At 38.2% G+C, this 23,503-nt stretch carries 23 protein-coding genes and 2 riboswitches; of the genes, 12 read left to right on the top strand and 11 right to left on the bottom strand.

Annotated elements, in window-relative coordinates:
* Positions 1–31: 31 nt before the first annotated feature.
* The 4 genes from NYE63_RS19670 to NYE63_RS19685 form a co-directional block, all read right to left on the bottom strand.
* Entirely contained in the window at positions 32–697 is a 666-nt protein-coding gene (locus NYE63_RS19670; RefSeq protein WP_144479424.1) for a tetratricopeptide repeat protein, read from the bottom strand.
* Between the two features lie 123 nt (positions 698–820).
* Positions 821–1,936 (bottom strand): tRNA 2-thiouridine(34) synthase MnmA, encoded by a 1,116-nt coding sequence (gene mnmA, locus NYE63_RS19675; RefSeq protein WP_063232954.1) that lies wholly within the window; start codon positions 1,934–1,936, stop codon positions 821–823.
* 29 nt (positions 1,937–1,965) lie between these two features.
* A complete protein-coding gene (locus NYE63_RS19680) occupies positions 1,966–3,111 on the bottom strand; it encodes a cysteine desulfurase family protein (protein WP_342602371.1) in 1,146 nt (381 codons plus the stop codon).
* A 60-nt stretch (positions 3,112–3,171) separates the two neighbouring features.
* Positions 3,172–3,591: an Rrf2 family transcriptional regulator gene (locus NYE63_RS19685; protein WP_034308657.1), complete on the bottom strand. Its 420-nt coding sequence runs from the start codon at positions 3,589–3,591 to the stop codon at positions 3,172–3,174.
* A gap of 400 nt (positions 3,592–3,991) precedes the next feature.
* Here NYE63_RS19685 and NYE63_RS19690 point away from each other — a divergent pair, with 400 nt between their 5' ends.
* Entirely contained in the window at positions 3,992–5,263 is a 1,272-nt protein-coding gene (locus NYE63_RS19690) for a replication-associated recombination protein A (RefSeq protein WP_342602372.1), read from the top strand.
* 506 nt (positions 5,264–5,769) lie between these two features.
* Here the strand turns inward: NYE63_RS19690 and NYE63_RS19695 are convergent.
* Both NYE63_RS19695 and NYE63_RS19700 read right to left on the bottom strand, forming a co-directional pair.
* Entirely contained in the window at positions 5,770–6,198 is a 429-nt protein-coding gene (locus NYE63_RS19695; RefSeq protein WP_342602373.1) for a hypothetical protein, read from the bottom strand.
* Positions 6,199–6,330: 132 nt separating this feature from the next.
* Positions 6,331–6,498, bottom strand: coding sequence for a hypothetical protein (locus NYE63_RS19700; protein WP_342602374.1), 168 nt, complete (start codon positions 6,496–6,498; stop codon positions 6,331–6,333).
* 774 nt (positions 6,499–7,272) lie between these two features.
* Here NYE63_RS19700 and NYE63_RS19705 point away from each other — a divergent pair.
* Positions 7,273–8,202: a LytR family transcriptional regulator gene (locus NYE63_RS19705; protein WP_342602375.1), complete on the top strand. Its 930-nt coding sequence runs from the start codon at positions 7,273–7,275 to the stop codon at positions 8,200–8,202.
* A gap of 607 nt (positions 8,203–8,809) precedes the next feature.
* On the opposite strand, the gene NYE63_RS19710 is transcribed toward NYE63_RS19705, so the two are convergent.
* From NYE63_RS19710 to NYE63_RS19730, 5 genes are all read right to left on the bottom strand, one after another.
* Positions 8,810–9,118: a hypothetical protein gene (locus tag NYE63_RS19710; RefSeq protein WP_342602376.1), complete on the bottom strand. Its 309-nt coding sequence runs from the start codon at positions 9,116–9,118 to the stop codon at positions 8,810–8,812.
* Between the two features lie 113 nt (positions 9,119–9,231).
* Positions 9,232–9,714 (bottom strand): VanZ family protein, encoded by a 483-nt coding sequence (locus NYE63_RS19715; RefSeq protein WP_342602377.1) that lies wholly within the window; start codon positions 9,712–9,714, stop codon positions 9,232–9,234.
* Entirely contained in the window at positions 9,711–9,842 is a 132-nt protein-coding gene (locus tag NYE63_RS19720) for a hypothetical protein (RefSeq protein WP_286201242.1), read from the bottom strand. The genes NYE63_RS19715 and NYE63_RS19720 overlap by 4 nt, the downstream gene beginning before the upstream one ends.
* A 919-nt stretch (positions 9,843–10,761) precedes the next feature.
* Positions 10,762–10,866 (bottom strand): anti-repressor SinI family protein, encoded by a 105-nt coding sequence (locus NYE63_RS19725; protein ID WP_082162823.1) that lies wholly within the window; start codon positions 10,864–10,866, stop codon positions 10,762–10,764.
* Positions 10,867–10,884: 18 nt separating this feature from the next.
* A riboswitch (cyclic di-GMP riboswitch) is annotated at positions 10,885–10,968 on the bottom strand.
* A gap of 538 nt (positions 10,969–11,506) precedes the next feature.
* Positions 11,507–11,644, bottom strand: coding sequence for a hypothetical protein (locus tag NYE63_RS19730; protein ID WP_328166278.1), 138 nt, complete (start codon positions 11,642–11,644; stop codon positions 11,507–11,509).
* 400 nt (positions 11,645–12,044) lie between these two features.
* Here NYE63_RS19730 and purF point away from each other — a divergent pair, with 400 nt between their 5' ends.
* The 10 genes from purF to NYE63_RS19780 all read left to right on the top strand — a co-directional run bounded on the left by purF (position 12,045) and on the right by NYE63_RS19780 (position 23,494).
* On the top strand, positions 12,045–13,415 hold the full coding sequence (gene purF, locus NYE63_RS19735) for an amidophosphoribosyltransferase (RefSeq protein ID WP_342602378.1): 1,371 nt from the start codon (positions 12,045–12,047) through the stop codon (positions 13,413–13,415).
* A 337-nt stretch (positions 13,416–13,752) separates the two neighbouring features.
* Positions 13,753–13,834: riboswitch (cyclic di-GMP riboswitch) on the bottom strand.
* An 866-nt stretch (positions 13,835–14,700) separates the two neighbouring features.
* Positions 14,701–15,876, top strand: coding sequence for an acyltransferase (locus NYE63_RS19740; RefSeq protein WP_342602379.1), 1,176 nt, complete (start codon positions 14,701–14,703; stop codon positions 15,874–15,876).
* Positions 15,877–15,952: 76 nt separating this feature from the next.
* Positions 15,953–16,693, top strand: a complete 741-nt coding sequence (locus tag NYE63_RS19745; RefSeq protein WP_342602380.1) for a Wzz/FepE/Etk N-terminal domain-containing protein — start codon at positions 15,953–15,955, stop codon at positions 16,691–16,693.
* Positions 16,683–17,306: a CpsD/CapB family tyrosine-protein kinase gene (locus NYE63_RS19750; protein WP_342602381.1), complete on the top strand. Its 624-nt coding sequence runs from the start codon at positions 16,683–16,685 to the stop codon at positions 17,304–17,306. Before NYE63_RS19745 ends, NYE63_RS19750 begins: the two co-directional genes overlap by 11 nt.
* A gap of 17 nt (positions 17,307–17,323) precedes the next feature.
* Positions 17,324–17,962, top strand: coding sequence for a sugar transferase (locus NYE63_RS19755; protein WP_342602382.1), 639 nt, complete (start codon positions 17,324–17,326; stop codon positions 17,960–17,962).
* 21 nt (positions 17,963–17,983) lie between these two features.
* The gene (locus tag NYE63_RS19760; protein WP_342602383.1) at positions 17,984–18,976 is read left to right on the top strand and encodes an NAD-dependent epimerase/dehydratase family protein; all 993 of its coding nucleotides are present in this window, start codon (positions 17,984–17,986) and stop codon (positions 18,974–18,976) included.
* A gap of 17 nt (positions 18,977–18,993) precedes the next feature.
* Positions 18,994–20,460: an oligosaccharide flippase family protein gene (locus NYE63_RS19765; RefSeq protein WP_342602384.1), complete on the top strand. Its 1,467-nt coding sequence runs from the start codon at positions 18,994–18,996 to the stop codon at positions 20,458–20,460.
* Positions 20,441–21,661 carry an O-antigen ligase family protein gene (locus NYE63_RS19770; RefSeq protein WP_342602385.1) on the top strand — a complete coding sequence of 407 codons (1,221 nt, stop codon included), beginning with the start codon at positions 20,441–20,443 and terminating at the stop codon, positions 21,659–21,661. Before NYE63_RS19765 ends, NYE63_RS19770 begins: the two co-directional genes overlap by 20 nt.
* On the top strand, positions 21,639–22,442 hold the full coding sequence (locus NYE63_RS19775) for a glycosyltransferase family 2 protein (protein ID WP_342602386.1): 804 nt from the start codon (positions 21,639–21,641) through the stop codon (positions 22,440–22,442). Before NYE63_RS19770 ends, NYE63_RS19775 begins: the two co-directional genes overlap by 23 nt.
* A 5-nt stretch (positions 22,443–22,447) precedes the next feature.
* A complete protein-coding gene (locus NYE63_RS19780; RefSeq protein WP_342602387.1) occupies positions 22,448–23,494 on the top strand; it encodes a glycosyltransferase family 4 protein in 1,047 nt (348 codons plus the stop codon).
* Positions 23,495–23,503 lie beyond the last annotated feature (9 nt).

The following is a 23,503-nucleotide window of genomic DNA, read 5'->3' on the forward strand; positions in this document are numbered from 1 at the left end:
CTCCCCACCTTTCCATGCATATGCCGTTTATTTACTCAGCATTCATTTCTTCCAACAGTTTCTTACCGTGCGCAGCAAGCATATGGTCAGGCTGTGCTTCCAAAGCCTTATCAAAATAAACCATCGCTGCTTTCGCATCCTCACGATACCCTGCAAACGCAACGCCTAAATTATAATAAGCATCGGCATGGCCCGGATCCTGTTCGACAACTAAATTCAGTTGATTGATCAATTCATCATATAATTCTGCATTAGCAAGACATAGTGCATATTGGAATCTCGCATCAACATCCTCAGGGCTCAGCTCCACCGTTCTCTGTAAATAAGGCATCGCCAATTTCGGTTGATCCAACGCCATCAAAGTCAATCCAAGCATGAAGAAAGCATCGCTATTATCCAGCCCCAATCGGATTGCCTTTTCAAACATATCCTTCGCTTCGATTAGTTTAGAATCTGATTCATAATATAAGTTTCCTAATGAATAGTAAGCCGCTGCTGCATTTTCATCCAGCTCGATCGCCTTTTTGTAAAACTTGACCGCTTTATCCGTTTCACCCACGGCAGTCAATACATTCCCAAAGTTTATGTAAGCAACAGGCTCATTCGGATTTTCCTCGATCGCCTCATTAAAAACTTTCGCCGCTTCTTCGTATTTCCCTTGCTGCATAAATTCAATTCCTTGTTGATTCTTATCCATATCCAATCACACTCCATTTTTATATTAAAAAATTATAGCATAAGCCAGTGGTCGATTTCAGGCGGTACACCCGCAATCCAAAAGAAGTCCCCAACCGCAAACACAGCTGGGGACATGCTTATTTTACCCTACGTAAGTCAGTTTTTCACCTTTTTTAAATACTTCATCAATCGTACCGCCACCAAGGCACACTTCACCATCATAGAATACGACTGCTTGTCCAGGTGTGATCGCGCGGACTGGCTCGTCAAAGATGACCTCGACATCACCATTTTCCAAGACCTTCACTTTAACACCACTATCCTCTTGACGGTACCTGAACTTTGCCGTACATGTAAATTCACCAGCTGGTATATGTTCCGCTACCCAGCTGACATTAACTGCACGAAGGGAATTGGAATACAGCACATCATTATCAAAGCCTTGACACACGTATAAAACATTGCGTTTCAAGTCTTTTCCCGCAACAAACCAAGGTTCGCCGCTGCCGCCAATCCCTAGACCATGACGCTGACCGATGGTGTAATACATCAATCCGTCATGCTTGCCCATTACTTTGCCATCCATCGTGACCATATCACCGGGCTGAGCTGGGAGGTAATTGCTTAAAAACTCTTTGAAATTGCGTTCACCGATAAAACAGATCCCTGTAGAATCTTTTTTCGTTGCCGTGGCAAGACCCGCTTCTTTCGCAATTTCACGGACTTCCTTCTTATCAATGTGTCCAAGCGGAAACATGACTTTTTCCAACTGTTCTTGAGTAAGCTGGTTCAAGAAGTACGTTTGATCTTTATTATTATCGACACCGCGAAGCATTTTGTATTCGCCATCCCGGTATTCAACCTGTGCGTAATGACCTGTAGCCACATAATCGGCACCAAGGCTTACGGCATGTTCAAGAAAGGCCTTGAACTTGATTTCCTTATTGCACATTACATCCGGATTCGGGGTACGGCCCGCTTTATACTCATCCAAGAAATAAGTGAAAACTTTATCCCAATACTGCTTCTCGAAATTGACCGCATAATAAGGGATGCCGATTTGATTACAAACGGCAATTACATCATTATAATCTTCCGTTGCCGTACAGACTCCGTTTTCATCTGTATCATCCCAGTTCTTCATGAAAATCCCGACCACATCATAGCCTTGATTCTTCAATAGCAGGGCTGACACAGAAGAATCCACGCCTCCTGACATACCCACGACGACGCGGGTGTCCTGTGGTGCTTTTCTCATTCTGTCACCTCATTTATTTAAAGCAGGAATTATCTTCCCACTAATCTATTAACGATTTTAACGGTAGTTTCAGCCGCCTGCCTTACTTCCTCTTCCGTGTTATTCAGACCGAAGCTGAAACGAATCGAATTCTTCGTCCGCTCCGAATCTTTCCCGAACATCGCCACAAGCACATGCGACGGATCGATTGACCCAGCAGTACAAGCGGATCCGCTCGATACCGCAACACCTGCCAAGTCCATATTAACGAGCATCGATTCCACATTCGTACCCGGAAAACTAACATTCAGCAAATGCGGCAGCGACTGTTCCATAGATCCGTTAATTTCATATTGTACATCCGCCTCATCAAAGACGGCAAGCAATACGTCTTTAAAACGCATGTATTGCTCCTTTTTCTTTTCCATCGTGCTTTGCGCAATTAAAACAGCTTCTGAAAAACCGGCAATTGCCGGTACGCTCTCCGTACCAGCACGGCGTTTGCGTTCTTGTTCCCCGCCATATAAATGCGGATTCAGCTTCAAGCCTTCACGAATATAAAGAAAGCCGATTCCCTTGGGACCGTTAATTTTATGCGCGGATACACTCAGCAAATCCACACCCAACTCACGGACGTCGATAGAGATCAAACCATATGCCTGAACCGCATCCGTATGGAAAAAGGCTTGATGACCCTTGAGCAGCTGTCCAATTTCAGCAATCGGCTGGATCGTACCAACCTCATTATTGCCGAACATGATCGAAACCAAAATCGTGTCGTCCCGCAATGCCGCCTTTAAATCGGCAATTGAAATAAGCCCCGCTTCATTCACAGGTAAATATGTGACCTCAAAGCCAGACTTCTCAAGGTATTGGCATGTATGCAAAACCGCATGATGCTCAATCTCCGTTGTAATGATGTGCTTACCTTGTTCTTTATAAGCATTCGCAACACCAATGATCGCCGTATTATCAGCCTCGGTTCCACCGCTCGTGAAAATGATTTCATTCCGCCCCGCACCGATGCTCGCTGCAATACTCGAACGTGCCTCATCCAAAACATGGCGCGCCTCCCGCCCGAAAGCATGAATGCTCGACGGATTTCCGAAGTCATGACTCATGACTGTCATCATCCTATCGACCACATTTGGATGCATCGGTGAAGTCGCAGCATGATCTAAATATATTCTGTCCACTTTTTTGTCGCCTCCATTAAAAAACGCAAGCGCCTACATAATAGGCGCATTGCTAATCACTTAAATATAGTACATATAAGAATCGATTTCACCCGTATCCTTGTAGCTCGCCAAATCCATAAGCGTCGTATTATCCAATACATCCTTCACAGCATCGCGAATCCGGATCCAAAGCTGGCGCTTCACCGGCTCCTCATCCTCAATTCCTTCAACAGGGGTAATCGGCCCTTCCAATACACGAATGACATCACCCGAAGTAATCTCCTGAGGATCTTTAGATAGTACATACCCGCCATACGCACCGCGGACACTCTTCACCAACCCAGCATTACGAAGCGGCGCAATCAACTGCTCCAAATAATGCTCCGACAGATTATGCGTCTGGGCAATCGATTTCAAACTCTTCGGGCCTTCTCCATAATGTTTAGCAAGCTCGATCATAATCGTTAAACCATAACGGCCTTTAGTAGATATCTTCATACATATACACCTCAAATTATTTATCCGTTTCTAAATTCTTTTGAAATTATAGCATATTCCCGCTGGAAATGCATTCACCCGCCCTTCATTTGTCAAATTATCCTAATTGGAAAGGTAGGAAAAATAAAAATAAAGAATGGAAGGCAACTAATTGGATGACGAATTTTTATCGGTTGGGGTCGGATTTTAAGGTTAGGACGATCGATTTTTTGCGCGGACGAGCGGATTATTGTGGCGCTTGGTCATATTATTCCGCTAGGTAGGTGGATTTATCAACCTTTACATCACAAATTAAATCCCCAAACGGACTACCATAATACGAATTCGCCCTCTTTTACAGCATAATCAGCGCATTTCCCCCATCAGTTGTGATACCTTATATAAAAAGGAGAGGTGCGCAATGAATATAAAACCGCTTGCTTTCCGGATGCGGCCTCGATCGATTGATGAGATCATCGGGCAGGAGCATCTGGTCGGTGAAGGAAAAATTATCGCTAGGATGGTGAAAGCCAAACAGCTTTCTTCCATGATACTGTATGGTCCGCCGGGAATTGGCAAGACTTCAATTGCAAGTGCGATTGCCGGAAGCACGAAGTTTGCTTTCCGGACGCTGAACGCGGTGACCAATAATAAAAAGGATATGGAAATCGTGGCAGCCGAGGCTAAGATGTCCGGGAAAGTGATACTGTTGCTTGATGAGGTTCATCGACTAGATAAGGCGAAGCAGGATTTCCTATTGCCTTATCTTGAAAATGGGATGATCACCTTGATCGGTGCAACGACCAGCAACCCGTATCATGCAATCAATCCGGCCATCCGAAGCAGGTGCCAGATTTTCGAGCTCAAATCCTTGGAAACCAATGATATAACCAAAGCTCTAGAACGGGCACTTCATGATGAAGAGCGGGGGCTTGGTGCGTATAAAACCGATGTCAACTTTGATGCCCTTACCCATTTCGCGACTGCTTCGAACGGAGATGTCCGCAGTGCCCTTAACGCTCTTGAGCTCGCCGTCATTTCCACCGAACCCGATGAGTCCGGAACGATTCATATAGATCTGCAAATTGCCGAGGAATGCATGCAGAAAAAAAGCTTCTCGCATGACAAGGATGGAGATGCCCATTATGATGTTTTGTCGGCTTTCCAAAAATCAATTCGCGGCAGTGATGTGAATGCAGCCCTTCATTATTTAGGGCGCTTGGTCGAAGCCGGCGATCTTGTCAGCATTGCCCGCCGCTTAGTAGTCATCGCTTACGAAGACATAGCACTTGCCAATCCCCAAGCTGGTCCTAGGGCACTCGCTGCAGTCGAAGCCGCTGAACGACTCGGTTTTCCTGAAGCGCGGATTCCACTTGCCAACTCGGTAATCGAGTTATGCCTATCACCTAAATCGAACACGGCCATTGTCGCAATCGATGCAGCTCTGTCCGACATTCGCAGCGGCCATAGTGGAGATGTACCAGATCACCTTAAGGATGCCCATTACAAAGGAGCCACCGATCTCGGACGCGGCATCGGCTACCTTTATCCGCATGACTACGAGAATGGCTGGGTGAAGCAGCAATACTTACCGGACAAACTGCGCAGCAAAAAATATTACAAACCGAAAAAGAGCGGGAAATTTGAACAAGCCCTTGCCTCGGTCTATGAAAATATCGAGAAAAAGAAATAACTCCGGATCAATTCAGACCCGGAGTTTCTTTATGGTGGAAATGAAAGCTTTTAACTTGCCTTACGCTGACAAAAATCGCCTCCCCTTGAACATTTGGTGACCGCCATTCTGTAAAAAACAACTTATATCCACCAGTAAGCCATTGTGTCCAAATCAAACACAGGCAGTATGTACAATTGTCATCCAAACGCTCCGGCTAGGCTTTCTTAGGTTGAAACCCGAATGTTCCATTTTAATCGCCTAGCTTGGCTAGTTCCCCCGGAAATCGTACGCAATCTGTTAGGGTTTCATCAAGGGCAGAAACAACCTATCAATATATGATTCTAGCCCGCTAACTTTTACAACATTTAAATTTAGATTAGTACAGATTGCAATCCGCGTACTTTTAGCTGCAGAAAAATCAGGCTCCTCGTATCCAGTAAGAGAATATGTCAATACGAGTGCTAGGAGCATGTCCACTCTTCATATGAAGGCACAACAACTTTTTAGTTGCTGTACCTGTATGGTCAATCTTCTTTATAAATACCCTTCGATGCTTTAATCATATTATCCAGCCACATTTTCTTAAATACATTCACACGACGAGGACTGGCAGTCTCTTCACCCTCAGTTGAATTTTCAACTTCTTCTGCGGTGTCGGAAAGGATTTCATTTGAATTGCCTTCATATGATGAGCTTTCCGTTGAGCTGCTTTCATCCGATGAGCTTTCCGTTGAACTGCTTTCATCTGATGAGCTTTCTGTTAAACTGCTTTCATCTGATGAGCTTTCCGTTGAACTGCTCTCGTACGACGAGCTTTCTGTTGATTCACTCTCGGTCGATGAGCTTTCCGTTGATTCACTCTCGGTCGATGAGCTTTCCGTTGAATTACTTTCGTATGGTGAGTTTTCCGTTGAATTACTTTCGTGCTCTGAACTTTCAGTTGAATATTCCATTTTTTCTTTAGCCTCCCATATTTATTAATCCTTTAGGGATATCCGTACTGCATATATACGCGCCTGCTTTTTAATAGTGACTTTGCTTATCACCCATTTTAAAGTAAACCCTCGTTATAATTTAAATATTAGTTAGTCTGTTGAACTTTCTGTTCCATCACTTTCATCTGATGAGCTTTCAGTTGAATCACTCTCGGTCGATGAGCTTTCTGTTGATTCACTCTCCGTCGATGAGCTTTCCGTCGATGAGCTTTCCGTTGAATTACTTTCGTACTCTGAGCTTTCAGTTAAATATTCCATATATTCATTAGCCTCCAATAATTATTTATTCTTTTGGGATATCCGTATAGCAATATATGCGCTTTCTTACTATTAGGGACTTTGCTTATCACCCATTTTAAAGTAATACATCATTCACATGGAAATATTTAGAAAAATATATTTTACCTGGTCAAATTCATTAGATTCAAAGGCTTTTCTCCTTGCAAACAAAAAAAGAACCTCGGAATCCTTTCCGAAGCTACTTTATTATTTTTCCTTCATATTAGCCATGATGTCCCATTAGCCAACCGACCACCGATTTCCCACTACTTACACGAAGTACCTCGACATTTTCCTTGGAGATGATCTCGCCATCCTTAAATCAGAATGACTTCATTAATTTTGTTCTGGATTTCCTCGATTTCATAAGTGGCCATTATAACCCTTTGCTCTTCAAAATTGAAATAAGACAGCAAGCTCCGTACAATCCACTCCGACTGCACACTTGTGTCACACACCATCAAGTGCAGCAATGCTGACATGATTACCAATGTGCAATATAAAAAAGACCTGCAACCTCTAAATATCTGGATGCTAAAAAAGAAATAAACACTAGGCCAAATTGCACAACCAAAGTGTGGATTTTCCGATCAGCCAATCCTTTAGCATTAAACCTTTAAATGAAGAATTGTTCTTGTTAAATCACACTAAAATATGCCAAAGGTATTATAAAATAGTAAAATATACTATTATTTTATTATGAAATTAAATATAATGGATGAAGTGGTTAAAAATAGAGGAAGGAAGTAAAATATGAGACATGAAAAAAAGAAGAAAAAGAAACGGACATGGCTGAAGGTAGTTGGTATTATTGTCCTACTTTTTATATTAGCAGGCGGAGCCTTTGCCTACTCCGTATGGAATTCACTGACAAAAACCGTTGACACGATGCATACACCAATAGACCGTACCACAGATAAACGAACGAAAGACCTCGCACTATCAGATCAGGAGCCATTCTCGATGCTCATGCTCGGTGTCGATGAACGTGATGGCGACAAAGGCCGTTCAGATACTATGATCGTCTTGACAGTCAATCCACAAAAGAAATCGGTCAAAATGCTAAGCATTCCGCGTGATACACGGACTGAGATTGTCGGTCATGGTACACAGGATAAAATCAACCATGCATTTGCCTTCGGCGGCGCGAAAATGTCCATGGATACCGTTGAAAATTTCCTTGATATCCCAATCGACTATTATATGAAGATCAATATGGAAGGCTTTAAGGATATCGTTGACGCAGTCGGCGGTGTGACCGTACAAAACGATCTGGATTTCACTTATGAAGGTGTCCATTTCGCAAAGGGAAGTATTAATCTAAATGGAGAAGATGCGCTTAAATATTCGCGAATGAGATATGAAGATCCGAATGGTGATTATGGCCGTCAATCCAGGCAACGTGCCATCATCGAGGCAGTCATCAAGGAGGGCGCTAGCCTTTCATCATTGACGAAATACGATGATGTATTCGATGCCTTAAGTAAAAATATCCAGACGAATTTGACGTTTGATGACATGATGGACATCCAAAAGAACTACAAGGACGCAAGCAAAAGCATAACCCAAGCAACCATTCCAGGAAATGGAACGAAAATCGACGGAGTCTACTATAATATCGTGTCGGATGAAGAAAAAGAAAAGGTCCAATCCGAATTAAAAGAACAATTATCCATAAAATAAGAAAAAATGAAAGAGCTGTCCGGACCCGCATCCTGACAGCTTTTTCATTTTTCCCGTCCAATATTCTGACAAAAAACGAACACCAATTGTAGAGATTTGTTGGAATTTTTGTTGTTTACTAGGCATAAAAAGACGGTATAATCTAATATGAGCTGACAATCCATCTTCCCCTTGCCCCTTTCATCACTTGACACTATTATTCTTTGGACCCGGAATTCCATCAACCACCATTCATCAACTATAATAAATAATCCTAAACAAAAGGAGTGGATTTAAATGAAAATCAAAGCAGGCAGCTGGGCTATGCTAAGCAAACAGGACAAAATGTTTATTCTGAAAGCCATCAGTGACCGTTCAAGAATGAAATATGTTTCATGAGAAGTAAAACTATTCGGCATTGCATGAGAGCATCGCCTCTCCCTTTTCAATAAAACGAACTTGAGCCTGAAAAAGGAGAGGAATCTATTTAAACTGATTTCCATAACAAACGCCATTCGCCTTTTTCTCTTACGACATAGCAATTTTGTTCCAAAGTAAACATTCCATAGCGAGAATTGAAGACCTGTGTAACTGGAATTTCATAGGCGATTTATGCTGCCTCCCAACCTTATCCAGACCAGTTCTTCACTATCTTAGTGCGGCCAACATCATACTGAAAAGTCTCCACATCAATATGCTGTAAAAATACGTGTGACCGATTTTGCACATAATCTGCCCGATTCGGAAACCGCTGCTTCATTTCAGAACTTAACAATTCCCAGGACTTCCCGAACTCCGCTTCACTTTCATACTCATAGAAATCTTCAACCACGCTTTTTGATCCGCTCGGAAAAAGAAAAATGATACACGCTCCTGCAGCTAAAACCATGAGAATAGCCGTCAATACTCCTATTGGAATCTTACCTTGTCTCCTCACCCTCATCACCCTCACAGGTTATCTTTCATTTATATATAATGGAAAACGATAAAAAAGAAGCATGTTGTTAAACATGCTCCTTAAGTATATGTACTTGAAATAATTTCTTAGATTCATTGACGCCTTCTCCATCGATACCAGAAAAGAGAAAAGAAGATTCCCAGCAAACCGCCAAACGTGTCCAGCATGACATCCTGCCACAAGGGAGTTCGGCCACCGGTTAGTTTTTGATGCAGCTCATCTGCACTCGCATAAAAAAGGACACATAAAAGAGCTCCTGAAAACGAAAGAATAGCATTTTTCACAAAACGGCCCCAAACCCGATACGTCAATAATCCAAACACAAAAAAGATAAAAAGATGGGCACTCTTCCTAAGGAAAAACTCCAGAAAGCCATTTACTCCAGCTGTATGAACACTCACCTCAAGCCCACCAAACGTGAATGAAATGCCACTTAGCTTATCATACCAATATGGCGTATTGAACTTCGCTAAAAAAGGGGTAATGCTTTGCTCCTCATACGTCTGCGAGGAAAAAAAGAAGATGACCATCGCCCATGAAACGAGCAAAATGAGGACGAGATATCTACGGATCATATACTATCAGGTTGTTCAATGATTCCGCTTAATTTCTCCTTAATCTCTTCCACAAGTTCATTTACAGAAACATCTTGTCCAGACTCACCCTTGGCAAAAGTGTCTTTTAAAATATCAAAAAAATCCATTCGAAATTTCCACTCCAATATATAATTGAGCCACCATTTCATACTGTTGTCCTAATCCTTTTTTCAAAAATAAGGAATATAGCTCATTTATTTGATAATCACATATATAGTAGGGTTTGGCAAGCAGAATTTAATATATTATCAGAAAAGTAACTAAAAATTAACATTTCCTTAATATTCAAGGGATTGAATACTACTAGTCAATATGTGTGGATAAAAAACAAAAAAGGCCGATTCCTCAGCCCCTTCGATACCCCATATTATGCTTGTCCCATAAAATAAGTCATTAATGAAATTAAAACTAATGTAATAGTAATATAAGTCCCAATAAAAATTTTCTTGCTTCTTTGTTTCTTTTCATAAACTTCCTCGAACGTTATGAATTTATTTTTTGTCATCAAATAATCTCCTTCTATTTTGATGGCAGCTATCTGACATCGCCTTAAGCGAAGTCCCTTTGCTTGTTCTCTATAGTGTAATATCGGCACATAATCAAAAATATTTAAGTATTATTAACTAGGCTATATTTCTTAAATCTAGTAGAATGTCGCGACTAACGCATTATGTACATTAACTAAATTCTATGATTATCATGTTAAATCCTACCTAGGTATTTTTATTATAATCTAAATATTAAGCGCTTACTTAATAAAATTCATGATTATTTTTATCCAACCAAAAAATGACAACCATAACGGTACACTGAATAAGGTCCCCCATATTAAGCCCTTCATAAAAGCATTAAGTACATCCAAAATAAAAATCCCTCTCATTTAGGTTTCATTTTTATTATTGTGCACATGTACTTTATTCTAGATACCTTTTACGGTAATTTTCCCGATAATGAAAATAAAAAAAGAAGACTGTATAACAGCCTTCCCTAACGTAATGTTTATCCCCTGATTTGCTTTTTTCCCGTTCATTTTCCCTTGATGAACTCCCGCACATCTTCAATAGATAATCCTAAATTTTTAGCTTCCAAAATTAGATATACCCATTCTTCCCGTTCATTGTTAGCTTCCATGATAAATCCCACCCAACTTGTGGTAACATAGCCGTCTTAGTATTTAGCCTTAGACCTGTAATTTTGCGTCCCTACTTTTCAATAGGTTTGCCTTTCTCAAGAATATTTCACATTAATTATTCTCCAAGATTAATAAATCCCTTGAATTCCCTGTTTCCATGGGGCTAAATAAACCATCATGCCCTCAAAAAATTCCCCTTAATTAAAACTATATTAATGTTAATTATACTTAAAAACGTAATAATAGCTCTTAATACTATTCGTTTTTTTCTGTCATTTTTCAACATCATTCATCAAAAAGTGACATTACAATGTAAAAACACTGGTATAATGCGCTTTCTTTACAGCTCTTTTATTAAAAGTAGATTTATAATAGCATATATAAGCTCGAATTTACTATTCCACAAAAATAATATTTCGAAATAAGTGGACTAAGTGATTCAGTTTTAATTTATTTTCCCTAAGAAAAAAAGCCAGCTTTACAAACCATAATATGGCTGTAACCTGACTGTTCAAGAACTTCAATAAATATTTATCCTCTTGATTCCATTTGGATACCTAAGGAGAGCTCCCTGCATACTTCATCATTCACCTTCTTAACACAAAAAAGGACTGATTTCTCAGCCCTGTTTAACACCCGTTATGATTTACCAAGAAAAAAAGTCAATAATGAAATCAATATTAAAATAATAGTAATATAAGACCCAATAAAAATTTTCTTACTTCTTTCTTTCTTTTCATAAGCTTCCTCGAAAGTAATAAATTTGTTTTTTGTCATCAAATATTCTCCTTATATTTTGATGGCAGCTTTCTGACAGCGCTTTCTGTGAAGTCCCTTTGCTTGATCTTCATATTAAAGTATCTTCAATTTGGAAAAATATTAACTGTATTATTCACTATTTTTATACTGAGCTAGATTTTATAAATTAATATCTGTTCTTTACTATATAGTTTACTATAAATCATACAAAATACACTTATTAAAATATTCCATTATACCCAAAAGTCTTTTATACCAAGATAATAATGTTAAGCAATAATACCTACTGTTCCATAGAACTGTTTTATGGCTGCAATTTGATTAATCCCTATCGATTTACTGATTAGTAAATAATAAGGATATAAATTCACCTTTTGCCAAAAATAACAAAAAGGATATCAACGGGAGGAAGAGAAAAATGGATTCAGAAATGCAAGAGAAATGCGGGGTATTTGGAGTATTTAATCACCCCAAAGCAGCCGAATTAACTTATTACGGACTTCATGCACTTCAACACCGTGGTCAGGAGAGTGCAGGAATTGTGGCTAGTGATGGGAAATCATTCAGGAATCACAGGGGAATGGGATTAGTTACCCAAGTATTTTCACGGGACATCCTTGATGGACTAAGCGGAAATATGGCTATTGGTCATGTACGATATTCAACTTCTGGTGAAAGTTTACTGCAAAACGCACAACCCCTCGTTTTTAAATATAGCGAGGGGGACCTGGCTGTTGCTCATAATGGCAACCTCGTAAATGCAAGGATAGAACGGGATGTGTTACAACAGCAAGGAAGCATATTTCAAACAACAACCGATACTGAAATTATTGCTCACTTAATAGCTCGTTCAAGTAAAAAGCATTTCGCAGAAAGCGCACCTGATATGCTTAAACGTATCGACGGTTCATTTGCCTTGATTATAATGACTGAAAAACAAATGCTAATTGCCCTGGATCGTCATGGGTTACGTCCGCTTAGCCTTGGAAAAATTGGTGAATCAATCATCGCCTCCTCAGAAACATGCGCTTTAAATGCGGTTGATGCTAAGTTCTGGCGGGAAGTTGAACCGGGTGAATGGCTTCTTATAGATGAAAATGGAATTCAAACTGGAAGATTTGCGGAAAAAGGTAAGGTTTCCCTTTGTTCCTTTGAATTTGTCTATTTTGCCCGTCCGGATAGCGTTATTCAAGGGAGAAGTGTCTTAACAATCCGGAAGGAATTAGGTAAAATTCTGTCAAAAGAACATCCGACACAAGCTGATGTTGTCGTTGCAGTTCCCGAATCAAGCGTCCCTGCCGCCATTGGTTTTTCCCAACAATCAGGAATTCCATATGAAATGGGGATTATTAAAAATCCTTATGCTGGTCGTTCGTTTATTGAGCCCACGCAAGAATTGCGCGACTTAGCTGTTCGACTGAAATTAAGCGCTGTTCAAGAAATCTTGGAAGGAAAAAGGGTGGTTTTAGTCGATGATTCGATTGTTAGGGGAACGACAAGCAAGCGCATTATCCAATTGATTAGACAAGCAGGTGCCAAGGAAGTCCATGTAAGAATTAGTTCACCTATGGTTAGAAACCCTTGTTTTTATGGAGTGGACATGCCAACTAAGGAAGAACTATTTGCCAACAAACACGAACACGAACGAGCCATGGGACAGGTTATCGGGGCAGATTCATTAGCCTTTTTAAGCACCGAAGGGTTATTAGAGGCTGTAGATGTGGATCTTGGAGAAACTAGCAGTCGCTGTGTAGCCTGTTTTAGTGGTGCATACCCAACTAATATTTGAAGTGATACAACTTAAGTAGGATAAAAATGGCAGGCACCGCACAAAAACAACCGTCTTTGTGTGATGCCTGCCATTTTCCTACTATTAAACCTTGGAATTTGTCACTGTTTTCTCTTACCACTTACAATTACTTACCGCTCTCTTTCTTTCTCTCTACAAATGGATAGGCTACACTTATCTAGACAACTTATTTAAGGTGTTCAAGTTTATGCTGAACTGGGATTTAAGAGATTCATGTTACTAGGCTTCTTCTCCCTACTCCAAAACCAATACTGATCCGCATTACGAATCGTCTATAACCGATGAGCAATACAATAATGGCCAAGGTTCCATTGAGTCTTTTAACACAGCCGTCTTAGCATAGCCTTAGACCTGTAATTTTGCGTCCCTACTTTTCAATAGGTTTGCGTTTCTCAAGAATTTTTAACATTATGATTTTCAATTTAGTTTCATGGCACAAGCCATCATTCTACAATATTCTTCAAAAAAACAACTAATTATTAGGAATTTTTGATTCATCACAAACAAGCTTAACGCGCAATAATATTAAGTAATGCATTACTTTAACTTTCTTCGACGTTTATTAAAAACTTTCATAAAAATACTTCCTTCTTCTGTTTTAAAAAACTTAACTCCAACTAATTTTAAAGGTGTCCATATTTCTCTCATTTGGTATAAAGGCATTAAAAATCATCCTTTCTTCTATAACTTATTAATTGAGCTTTTGCTTTTAATAGGTATATATATAAATAGTAGAATTTTTTTACATTTTTTGTATTTCATTTTATATTCTGTGATAGAATTTTTATATGTTACTTCATAACCCTTAACGAACAAAGCGTTCTTTATAAAGAATAAACAAATTGAACTTACCATCTTTATATTATTATGTCAATTGGTTTCATTATTAAAACTATTTGCATATCTAGTAATTTGTTTCCCTCATTACAGGAATAATAAACATCACCTGTATGTCTAATCCTTAACTTGCTAGAATCCCCAAACTTCCATATCTTAAGTAAATTTAGGGAAGTGGGAACAGGATTTATTCATTGGCCAAAGGTCTGAAATTTCTTATTAGAGCATGATGTGTTCCGACTTTCAACTATTCTCCTTTTTATTAATGGCCAAAAGTTTTTATTCGCCCATAAAACATCTCAAAAACGAGCATCAAAAATAGGATGTAATGTTAACTTTATATTTTTTGTTTGTTTTAAAGAACTAACTATACTTTATTGAGAACAAGTGCTATATTATAAAAAAAACGGTTCACATGGAGGAGGATATGACTAGATATGAGGAATTCGACTCATTAAGGGGTTTAGCCGCTCTAATTGTATTAATCGGGCATTATTTGATGGTATATCCTTCATATGCTAATTATCAGTATGATTCAAACAGCTCCTACTTGATTTATTTGTTCAAGGAAACTCCTCTACGCCTTTTTTTCAGTAGTGGAAATGAGTCTGTCATTCTATTCTTTGTATTGAGTGGTTTTGTTTTGTATTTATCAGTTAATAGTGCTAAATTCCACTATTCTACATACTTAATAAAACGAGTGTTTCGGATTTATATACCATACCTAGTAGCAATAAGTGTGGCTATATTGGCTAAAATGCTTTTAAGCCATATTGATTTGCCCTTTATCACCAACTGGTTTAGTAAATCTTGGACAGGCCTGGATACTCCTTCCTTATTAATAGAACATCTTTTGTTTATTGGGCAGTACAATACAGACGCCTATAACAATGTTATATGGTCCCTTGTACACGAGATGAGAATTTCGATTATATTTCCTGTACTGATTTTTTTGTTTGTACGAAAAAAGCTTAAATACTCTTTATTATGGCTTTTTGTTTTAATTTTTTCATCGACTTTTTGTTTATATTTAGTTGGTTCCAGTGTGGATATAACCAACATTCTTCTAAGTTTCCACTATAGTACTCTTTTTTTAATGGGAGCTATATTGGCGAAATATCGGCATGAACTTTTTGCGTATACTTTGAAAATGAAAAAACCTGTAAAAATTGTATTGTTGTTGGGGGCAATTATCTGTTTTATGTACGAAGGCATCATTGGCGAAGTGGATTTATTAAACAATTATATTTTCAGGGATTATGTGGTCTCGTGCGGTGTTTGCATGTTTATCATCATGAGCGTATGTTCTCAAAAGGTTTCAACCGTCTTAAGGTCTAGATTGCTGACTCTTCTCGGGAACATTTCATATAGCCTTTATTTGTATCATCTCATATCCTTATTCTCATTGATGTACTTATTCTATAACAAGCTGCCTACCGGTTTAATATTGATTTTTTCCTTTTTCTTTTCATTTTTACTCTCTACAGTATCCTATCAATTTGTGGAAAAACCATGCATAAGGCTCGGATCGTATTTCACGAGAAACAAACAAAAAACAGTAATAACCAAAGATCCGATAGCTCTAAAACGCAAAATAGGATAATTGCTTACTATTCTATAAAAATTCTCAGCAAGTTTTGAACATATTCTTACTATCTCTAAAAAAAGTGGTGAAATCGATGAATGAAAAGTTAAAAATAAAAGATTTTATACGAATCTTAAAGAAGCGAATATTTATCATTATTCTTTCTACACTTTGTATTACTGGTTTCATTATTTTTTCTTCCATGTACCTTATGAAACCAACTTATCAGTATTCCACTCAAGTTCTGGCAGGATCTTTAAGCATGGATGAAAAGGAAGCTTCGATAAACAAAGTTCAAGAAAACAGACAGCTTGCCCTTTCATATATGGACATCATTAAAAGTCCGCAGATAATGATAGGGGTTAAAGAGGAATTGAACCTTAAGGTTTCAAGCTATGACTTACTTAAGCAAGTTTCCATTACAAATAGAGATAATTCCCAAATCATCACGATTACCGTCAAGGATTCGAATCCTGAATCTGCTAAGGACATTGCCCAGACTGTCGCGAGGCATTCCATATCTAATTTTAAAGACCTTACAAACGTTAAACAGATTAGTATTCTCAATGATAATAAAATGGGACAAGCAGAACTTCTTTTCCCAAAACCGAAATTCATCATAGCCATTTCAATCGTAATAGGCTTTTTCGCTGGAATAGGTTTAGCACTTCTTAGAGAACATTTTGATGATTCGACCTATTCCGATAGAGAACTTGAACTTCTTGGAATTCCATTATTAGGAAGGTTGGATTTAAATAAGAAGAAAAACAGAAAAAGTAAAACAGCTTATAAAACCTTACCTTCCACAAAACGGGGTGAATATAGTGAATATTAAATTCACAAAGAAACAATCCTTTTTCTTAAATGAAATCAATAAAGAGCAATTTTATTCAATATGTAACAATATCGAGTCCACCCTTCATAAAGACGATTCGATATTAATGATTACATCACTTTCTCAATCACAGAATATTTCCAATGCTACCGCGTACTTAGCACTTGCCTTTTCTGAGCATCGTAAACGAGTGCTGGTAGTGGATGCTAATCTGCGTCAACCTTCGCTGCATCAAGTGTTTAATATTGATAATTCATTCGGTTTGACCAACTTGCTTTTAAATGAGAAGCCCAATATTAACGAACATGCTATACATATAAAGGGTCATTTATTCTGTATACCTACAAGCGAAGTCATTTATGAACCTGCAACATTATTAACTTTAGAAACCCTTCCCACTCTGATTGAAGAGTGGAAGAAGGATTTTGACATCATTTTATTTCATACATCAGACAGTTTAAATAAACCTGATGCAAATATTGTTGCTAAATATTGTGATGGCATAATTTTAGCGATACAAGAGGGAAGAGATAAGTTAGAGAAAATTGCAGATGTGAAAATGCAATTTGAACGGGCAAATCTTGAAATTTCAGGATCAATGATCATTACTTAATTCAGGGAGGATAACCAGTGGATTCGAAAGTCAGAGTCGATAGGCAGGAAGAAACCCTGACAAAACCACTATCGACACCATCTAATTTTACTATAAAGCGCGCTATGGATTTAATCATCTCGTTTTTTATGCTGATACTTACAGCACCTATTTTACTTTTATTCTGCAGTCTTATCCCTATTGATTCAACTGGCTCACCTTTTTTTTATCAACAAAGACTAGGCCTTGATGGGAAGCCCTTCAATATGATTAAACTGCGTTCCATGGGCATCGACGCCGAAAAAAATGGGCCTAAGTGGGCAAGTGCAAATGATTCAAGGGTTACCAGAATAGGAGCCTTTATACGAAAAACACGGATTGATGAAATCCCACAGCTTATTAATGTTTTAAAAGGAGATATGTCGCTCATCGGCCCTAGACCTGAAAGGGAATATTTCTATAAAGAATTCGAAAAGTTTTTGCCAGGCTTTAAAAACCGTTTATATGTGAGACCTGGAATAACAGGGTGGGCACAAGTAAATGGGGGTTATGATTTATCACCAAAAGAAAAGCTGGATTTTGACCTATATTATATTCAACACCGCTCATTTGCTATGGAAATCAAGATTTTGTTCCGAACATTGACCATAGTCTTTACTGGTAATGGAGCTAGATAACTAAAAAAGGGGTAGTGAAAAATGAATAAAGTACTAGTAACTGGGGGCTTTGGATTTATTGGCTCTCATATTGTAGATACATTAATCCGTAATAATTATGAAGTGGCTATATATGATAACCTCTCTACCGGCTCTATCGGGAATGTCCAAGCCAAAGTCACTCCCTTCTTTGGGAATGTTGAAGATGAGGTCCAGCTTGAAAATGCGATGGAGACATTCAGGCCTGACTATGTCATTCATCAAGCTGCACAAGTGAGTGTACAACAATCCATTTCGGATATTACGAATGATGCAAGGATCAATATCATGGGAACGATAAACATCGCTAAGCTCTCTCAAAAGTATGCCGTAAAAAAGATCGTGTTTGCTTCATCTGCGGCTGTATATGGAAATGCTGATATCATGCCAATCACCGTATCCCATATTACTTCTCCATTATCACCCTATGGTGCATCAAAAAAAACGGCTGAGGATTATCTAAAGCTTGCAAAAGAATTATACGATTTAAATTATGTGAATCTTCGATACAGTAATGTATATGGACCAAGACAGACAGCAAGCGGCGAAGGCGGTGTAATATCGATCTTCACTAATCTTGTGATTAATAATAAGCGGCCCGTTATTTATGGAGACGGTACTCAAACGAGAGATTTCATCTACGTAAAAGATGTGGCAGATGCCAATCTGAAAGCGCTGGAATCTGAAGGAAGCGGCACATTCAATATATCTTCAACCACTAGTACAAGCATCAATCAATTACTCTCCATTATTCAATCATTTGGCAGCCATGATTTATCTCCTATTTATCAGCCAGCGAAAAATGGTGACATCAAAGAAAGCTTACTATGTAATAAAACGACCATTCAAAAATTGGGTTGGCACCCCGTTCATTCACTTGATAGCGGTCTTGCAAGCACATATGAATATTATTCAAATCAAAATCAGCCTTCTTTAACCACAACGGCACTTCATTCACCTGCACCACTACTCAAGTCAACGACTTTATCGTCATAAAATCAGGAGCGAAAAAAGTGAATACAAAGAAGAACTCTATTTTTAAAAATATTGTCCACTTATTTTACAGTACAATTCTTTCCAATGTTCTAAATGCGACGACTCTCATTTTATTAGCTAATTATTTTAACTCAAAGAACTATGGGATTTTCAGTGTGGCATTAGCTCTTGCCATGGTCATGAACTTTTTCACGGACCTCGGGACAAGTAATACTTTTCTAAGGGAAGGATCAAAAAAGGAAAACTTAGGAAGAACGTTTTCTTCCTATATTAAGATTCGGATTGTTTGCTCCCTTTTGATCTTTTTTGTTTTTTTTGCCGGCATTCACATTCTTTATCAAGAACAACAAATTCTTTATATGATTTATAGTCTAATGATCCCGATGGTCATTGGCCTGGCGATGCAAAGTATTGGAATAACCTATTTTCAATTAACTGAAAGGATGCAATTCATCGCGTCGATAAAAATCTTCTCTTCTTTTGCGTTAATACTTTCAACCACGGTGAGTATGGGCTTAAAAGTGGATGTTCACCTAGCAGCCTTTTTATATGGATTCTCGTATTTAGCCGGTGGATTTTACAGCCTTTATTTACTGCTGAAAAAAGCGGAAATAAAATGGAAATCTCCTTTTGAAAAACAATTATTAATGAATCTCAGTCCGTTTTTAATCAGTGGGTTATTTATTATGCTAACGCCACAATTGGGTCCATTGGTGTTAGAAAAAACACTGCCTTTAGCGCTTGTCGGCCTCTTTGCAGTAGCCTATCGGATTCCTTCTGCTTTATACCAAATTCCAGGAGTAATCGCAGGTGCTTTTTTTCCACTTTTATTTAAGCGATACAACCAAGGGGAGCTTGCAGAACACACAAGATTGAATATCCTGCAAATGAAAATCATGTCCTATATCGGCATGTGCATGACTATAACCTTATTCTACTTGGCCACTTATCTCGTTACCATTTTATTTGGACCCGAGTGGGGATCTGCGGTTCAGCCTTTAAAAATATTGGCTTTTATAATCGTTCTGCAAGGCTTTAACATTGCCATTGCTGACGGTCTCACAACAAGGGGATTACAGAACCGGCGTACAATTGTCCAGTTCATAACCATCACCGTTGGTTTGGTTTCCTTCTATTTTATGAGCGTTAACTATTCAGTGGCTGGCTCAGCTTTTGCCGTCCTTACCATGGAAATCGTCTCATTCATTGGCTATGTCGCTGCCAACCCAGAAAAAAGAGCGGTGCTTTTCAAGGTCATCCTGCCGTATGGTACCTTCTTTTTCATTAGTTTCATCCTAGTTTACAACTTATTATCCAAGTATCCTTTTATAGCCATGATTTCTACCATCATTTTCGTCACTGCTCTAATTTTGCTGCTCGATAAGAGCATCAAGCAATTAATCGTTGGCTTTATTAAAAAGAAACCTGCTACCGAACATTTACAAGATGGGAGACAAAAAGAGAATGGAAAGATTGCTAATTAATAAAAACACCTCTATATGGTCAGTCTTTCTCTTGTTATTTTTTATTACGCTCAGTAAATATAATATCTCCATCGGTTTCTCATTAAAAATTTACATGATTTTTCTAGCCATTTTCTTTTGCATTCATTTTCGGGATTTTTATTTCCATACCCTTTATCATTATGAAATTTTATTGCTCTTATTTTATTTCACCTATTGTCTGAGCGGCGCTTTTTCTCAGTATCCTGAATCGAGCATTCGGGTCATTCTAGGAGTGATACTCGTACTCGGCTGTTATTTCATCATGAGATATGTATTGGAGCTAACTTCGTTAAGTGCGATTGAGAAATCGATTGCAAATGTCGGAATCATCTTTAACGTTATAAGCCTATTATTATACATCATAGGTATACAGGTGACAGGAAGATTTCCGACAGGTGTTGAGATTACCTCTTATGGATTATTATTAGACCGGGATTATCCAAGATTAATCGGTTTGCTGGATGATCCAAATATATTCATTTTTTTTAACACAATCTTTTTTTCCTTTTATTTAACTAATTTAAAGGGATTCAAGCATTCAATTGGATTCCTCCTATGTATGATTACTTCCCTTCTTACTTTTTCTAGAGGTGGTATTTTATCGCTTGTACTGGTGGTCTTTTTGTACATGCTGTTAGCTAATTTCTCAAAAAAAATCAAAATGTTAGCTGTTTCCTTATTATTTCTATCGGTAATATATTTTGCTGGATCTCTTATCAAAATAGATTTTAATGAAATCCTCACGAGCCGCATTACTGACTTTTCAACTGATGGGGGCAGCGGCAGGTTTGAATTATGGGGGCAGGCGATTAACTACTTTATGGCAAATCCCCTTTTTGGCATTGGCGCTTTTAACTTTTCCGATTATTACGCATTTGATTATAATGAAAAGCTATATGTTCACAATACGTATCTAGAAGTCTTAGTAGAGTCAGGAATCATTGGTTTTCTTTTTTACCTTTCCTTTATATCGATGCTCGTTATCACCTTATTCAAGACTAAATTACATAAGGAAAAACCGTTCATTGTGCTTACACTTTTTGCTTTCTTAATACAAATGATGTCCCTTTCTCTCATGATTAATGAAGCATTTTTTTCCTTTTTAGCACTAACTCTAAAATATATATCCGTATATGAGAGAAAAGAGGGGGAATATAATGACCTACAGGAAAAAGGATGACCGACTTTTAGTTTCCGTGATAACTCCTTCGTATAATAGCACGTCTTTTATTACAGAAACGATAAAAACTGTCCAAAATCAAACCTACTATAACTGGGAGATGATCATTGTTGATGATCAATCAAAGGATGACTCGGTTTCTGTCATTAAATCCTATGCAGAGAACGATTCACGGATAAGGCTTATCCCTTTATCCAAGAATGTCGGAGCTGCCAGGGCAAGGAATATAGCCATTAAAGAAGCACATGGAGATTATATCGCGTTTCTTGATAGTGATGATTTGTGGCTTCCAACTAAATTGGAGGAACAAGTCGCATTTATGCAAAAGGGAAATCTCGCTTTCTCTTTCACCTCTTATTCTTTAATAGATGAAGAAGGAAATTCTCTTGATGTTGAAGTAAAGGCACCTAAAGCTGTGGATTATAAGCATCTGATTGGAAATACAACGATTGGCTGTTTAACAGTGATGCTGGATAGGCTGCAAATCAAGCATATCGAAATGCCCGATATTCAGCCTGAAGATACTGCATTATGGCTGTTACTATTACGACAAGGATATATAGCTCACGGCTTACCGAAAGTCTTATCCAAGTATCGAATTGTAAGTAACTCTACCTCAAGAAATAAATTTAAGGCTGCTTACCGATATTGGAAGCTGTTACGAAGCCAGGAAAAATTAAGCTTTGTAAAAGCTAACTTCTATTTTAGCAAATACGCCTATAATGCATACAACAAAAACAGAGGTTCACAGCCTGCCTCTTTACTAAATGGAGGGAAATAAGGTATATGAACAATGTCCTTTTACTTACAGATAAACTCATAACAGGCGGAGCTGAGATGTATTTCTGTAAATTAGAAAACCATCTTCAGGATGAAAACATGACGTTTTACTCTGCTGCTGCGACGGGTGAATTGTACAAGCAAATTCATAACAAACAACAATTCATTCCTTTAAGTTTAAAGAACCACCTCGCCAATCTTAAAATACTGAGTAAACAAGTTAGCTTAAAACACATTGATGTCATTCATGCCAATAGTTTACGAATGCTTTTATATTCAATCGCCATCAAGAAACTGACCAGAAAAAATATCAAACTGGTGTATACCAAGCATAATGTAACCATTCTAGAAAAAAAGGTGCCCTTTCTATTTAAAAGGGTGCTGAATAAGCATGTTGAGCAAATCATTGCGGTCAGTAATTTTGAAAGAGATAACTTACTTCAGCTGGGTGTTAGGAATGAGCTTATTCAGACGATTTACAACGGCGTGGATGTTGAACACTTTTCTTTTAAACAACTACAGCCTAAAGAAACCTTCAATGTGGGAATTTTAGCCCGCTTATCAAAAGAGAAAAATCATGAACTTTTCTTGAAAATCGTTAATGAGTTAAAAGATGTACCTAATGTGATGTTTTATATTGCTGGAGATGGACCGGAGCGAGAATTTGTAGAAAAAATGATTAAAGACTTAAAGTTACGCCATAAAGTGATGCTCCTAGGCAATGCCTCCAATCCATATGAATTTATATGCAATATGGACTTACTTCTTTTAACATCACTTAGAGAAGTCTTTCCAATGGTCGTCCTGGAAGCAATGGCAGCAGGAACGCCAATCATGTCAGTGGATGTAGGCGGCATTAAAGAAGCGGTTGTGGACCATGAAACCGGGATTCTCATTTCACAACATTCAGAACAGGAATTTGCCAAACAAATTAAAACGCTTCAAGATAATGTGGATTTAAGACAACGCTTGGGAAGCAAAGCAAGACAAAAAGTAGAAGAATCCTTCTCCCTCTCGAATATGATTCATTCTACACTGAAAACCTATCAATGAACAAAAAAA

Origin of the sequence: Peribacillus sp. FSL E2-0159 (genome assembly GCF_038643155.1) — a bacterium.
GTDB classification, from domain to species: domain Bacteria; phylum Bacillota; class Bacilli; order Bacillales; family DSM-1321; genus Peribacillus; species Peribacillus simplex.

Excerpts from the sequence above, each read along its gene's own strand:
- NYE63_RS19695 (WP_342602373.1), bottom strand. The coding sequence starts at position 6,198 with ATGGAATATTCAACTGAAAGTTCAGAGCACGAAAGTAATTCAACGGAA.
- NYE63_RS19715 (WP_342602377.1), bottom strand. The coding sequence starts at position 9,714 with ATGATCCGTAGATATCTCGTCCTCATTTTGCTCGTTTCATGGGCGATG.
- NYE63_RS19740 (WP_342602379.1), top strand. The coding sequence starts at position 14,701 with ATGACTAGATATGAGGAATTCGACTCATTAAGGGGTTTAGCCGCTCTA.
- NYE63_RS19780 (WP_342602387.1), top strand. The coding sequence starts at position 22,448 with ATGAACAATGTCCTTTTACTTACAGATAAACTCATAACAGGCGGAGCT.
- NYE63_RS19725 (WP_082162823.1), bottom strand. The coding sequence starts at position 10,866 with ATGGAAGCTAACAATGAACGGGAAGAATGGGTATATCTAATTTTGGAA.
- NYE63_RS19705 (WP_342602375.1), top strand. The coding sequence starts at position 7,273 with ATGAGACATGAAAAAAAGAAGAAAAAGAAACGGACATGGCTGAAGGTA.
- purF (WP_342602378.1), top strand. The coding sequence starts at position 12,045 with ATGGATTCAGAAATGCAAGAGAAATGCGGGGTATTTGGAGTATTTAAT.
- NYE63_RS19700 (WP_342602374.1), bottom strand. The coding sequence starts at position 6,498 with ATGGAATATTTAACTGAAAGCTCAGAGTACGAAAGTAATTCAACGGAA.
- NYE63_RS19745 (WP_342602380.1), top strand. The coding sequence starts at position 15,953 with ATGAATGAAAAGTTAAAAATAAAAGATTTTATACGAATCTTAAAGAAG.
- NYE63_RS19770 (WP_342602385.1), top strand. The coding sequence starts at position 20,441 with ATGGAAAGATTGCTAATTAATAAAAACACCTCTATATGGTCAGTCTTT.
- mnmA (WP_063232954.1), bottom strand. The coding sequence starts at position 1,936 with ATGAGAAAAGCACCACAGGACACCCGCGTCGTCGTGGGTATGTCAGGA.
- NYE63_RS19670 (WP_144479424.1), bottom strand. The coding sequence starts at position 697 with ATGGATAAGAATCAACAAGGAATTGAATTTATGCAGCAAGGGAAATAC.
- NYE63_RS19685 (WP_034308657.1), bottom strand. The coding sequence starts at position 3,591 with ATGAAGATATCTACTAAAGGCCGTTATGGTTTAACGATTATGATCGAG.
- NYE63_RS19690 (WP_342602372.1), top strand. The coding sequence starts at position 3,992 with ATGAATATAAAACCGCTTGCTTTCCGGATGCGGCCTCGATCGATTGAT.
- NYE63_RS19730 (WP_328166278.1), bottom strand. The coding sequence starts at position 11,644 with ATGACAAAAAACAAATTTATTACTTTCGAGGAAGCTTATGAAAAGAAA.
- NYE63_RS19760 (WP_342602383.1), top strand. The coding sequence starts at position 17,984 with ATGAATAAAGTACTAGTAACTGGGGGCTTTGGATTTATTGGCTCTCAT.
- NYE63_RS19775 (WP_342602386.1), top strand. The coding sequence starts at position 21,639 with ATGACCTACAGGAAAAAGGATGACCGACTTTTAGTTTCCGTGATAACT.
- NYE63_RS19720 (WP_286201242.1), bottom strand. The coding sequence starts at position 9,842 with ATGGATTTTTTTGATATTTTAAAAGACACTTTTGCCAAGGGTGAGTCT.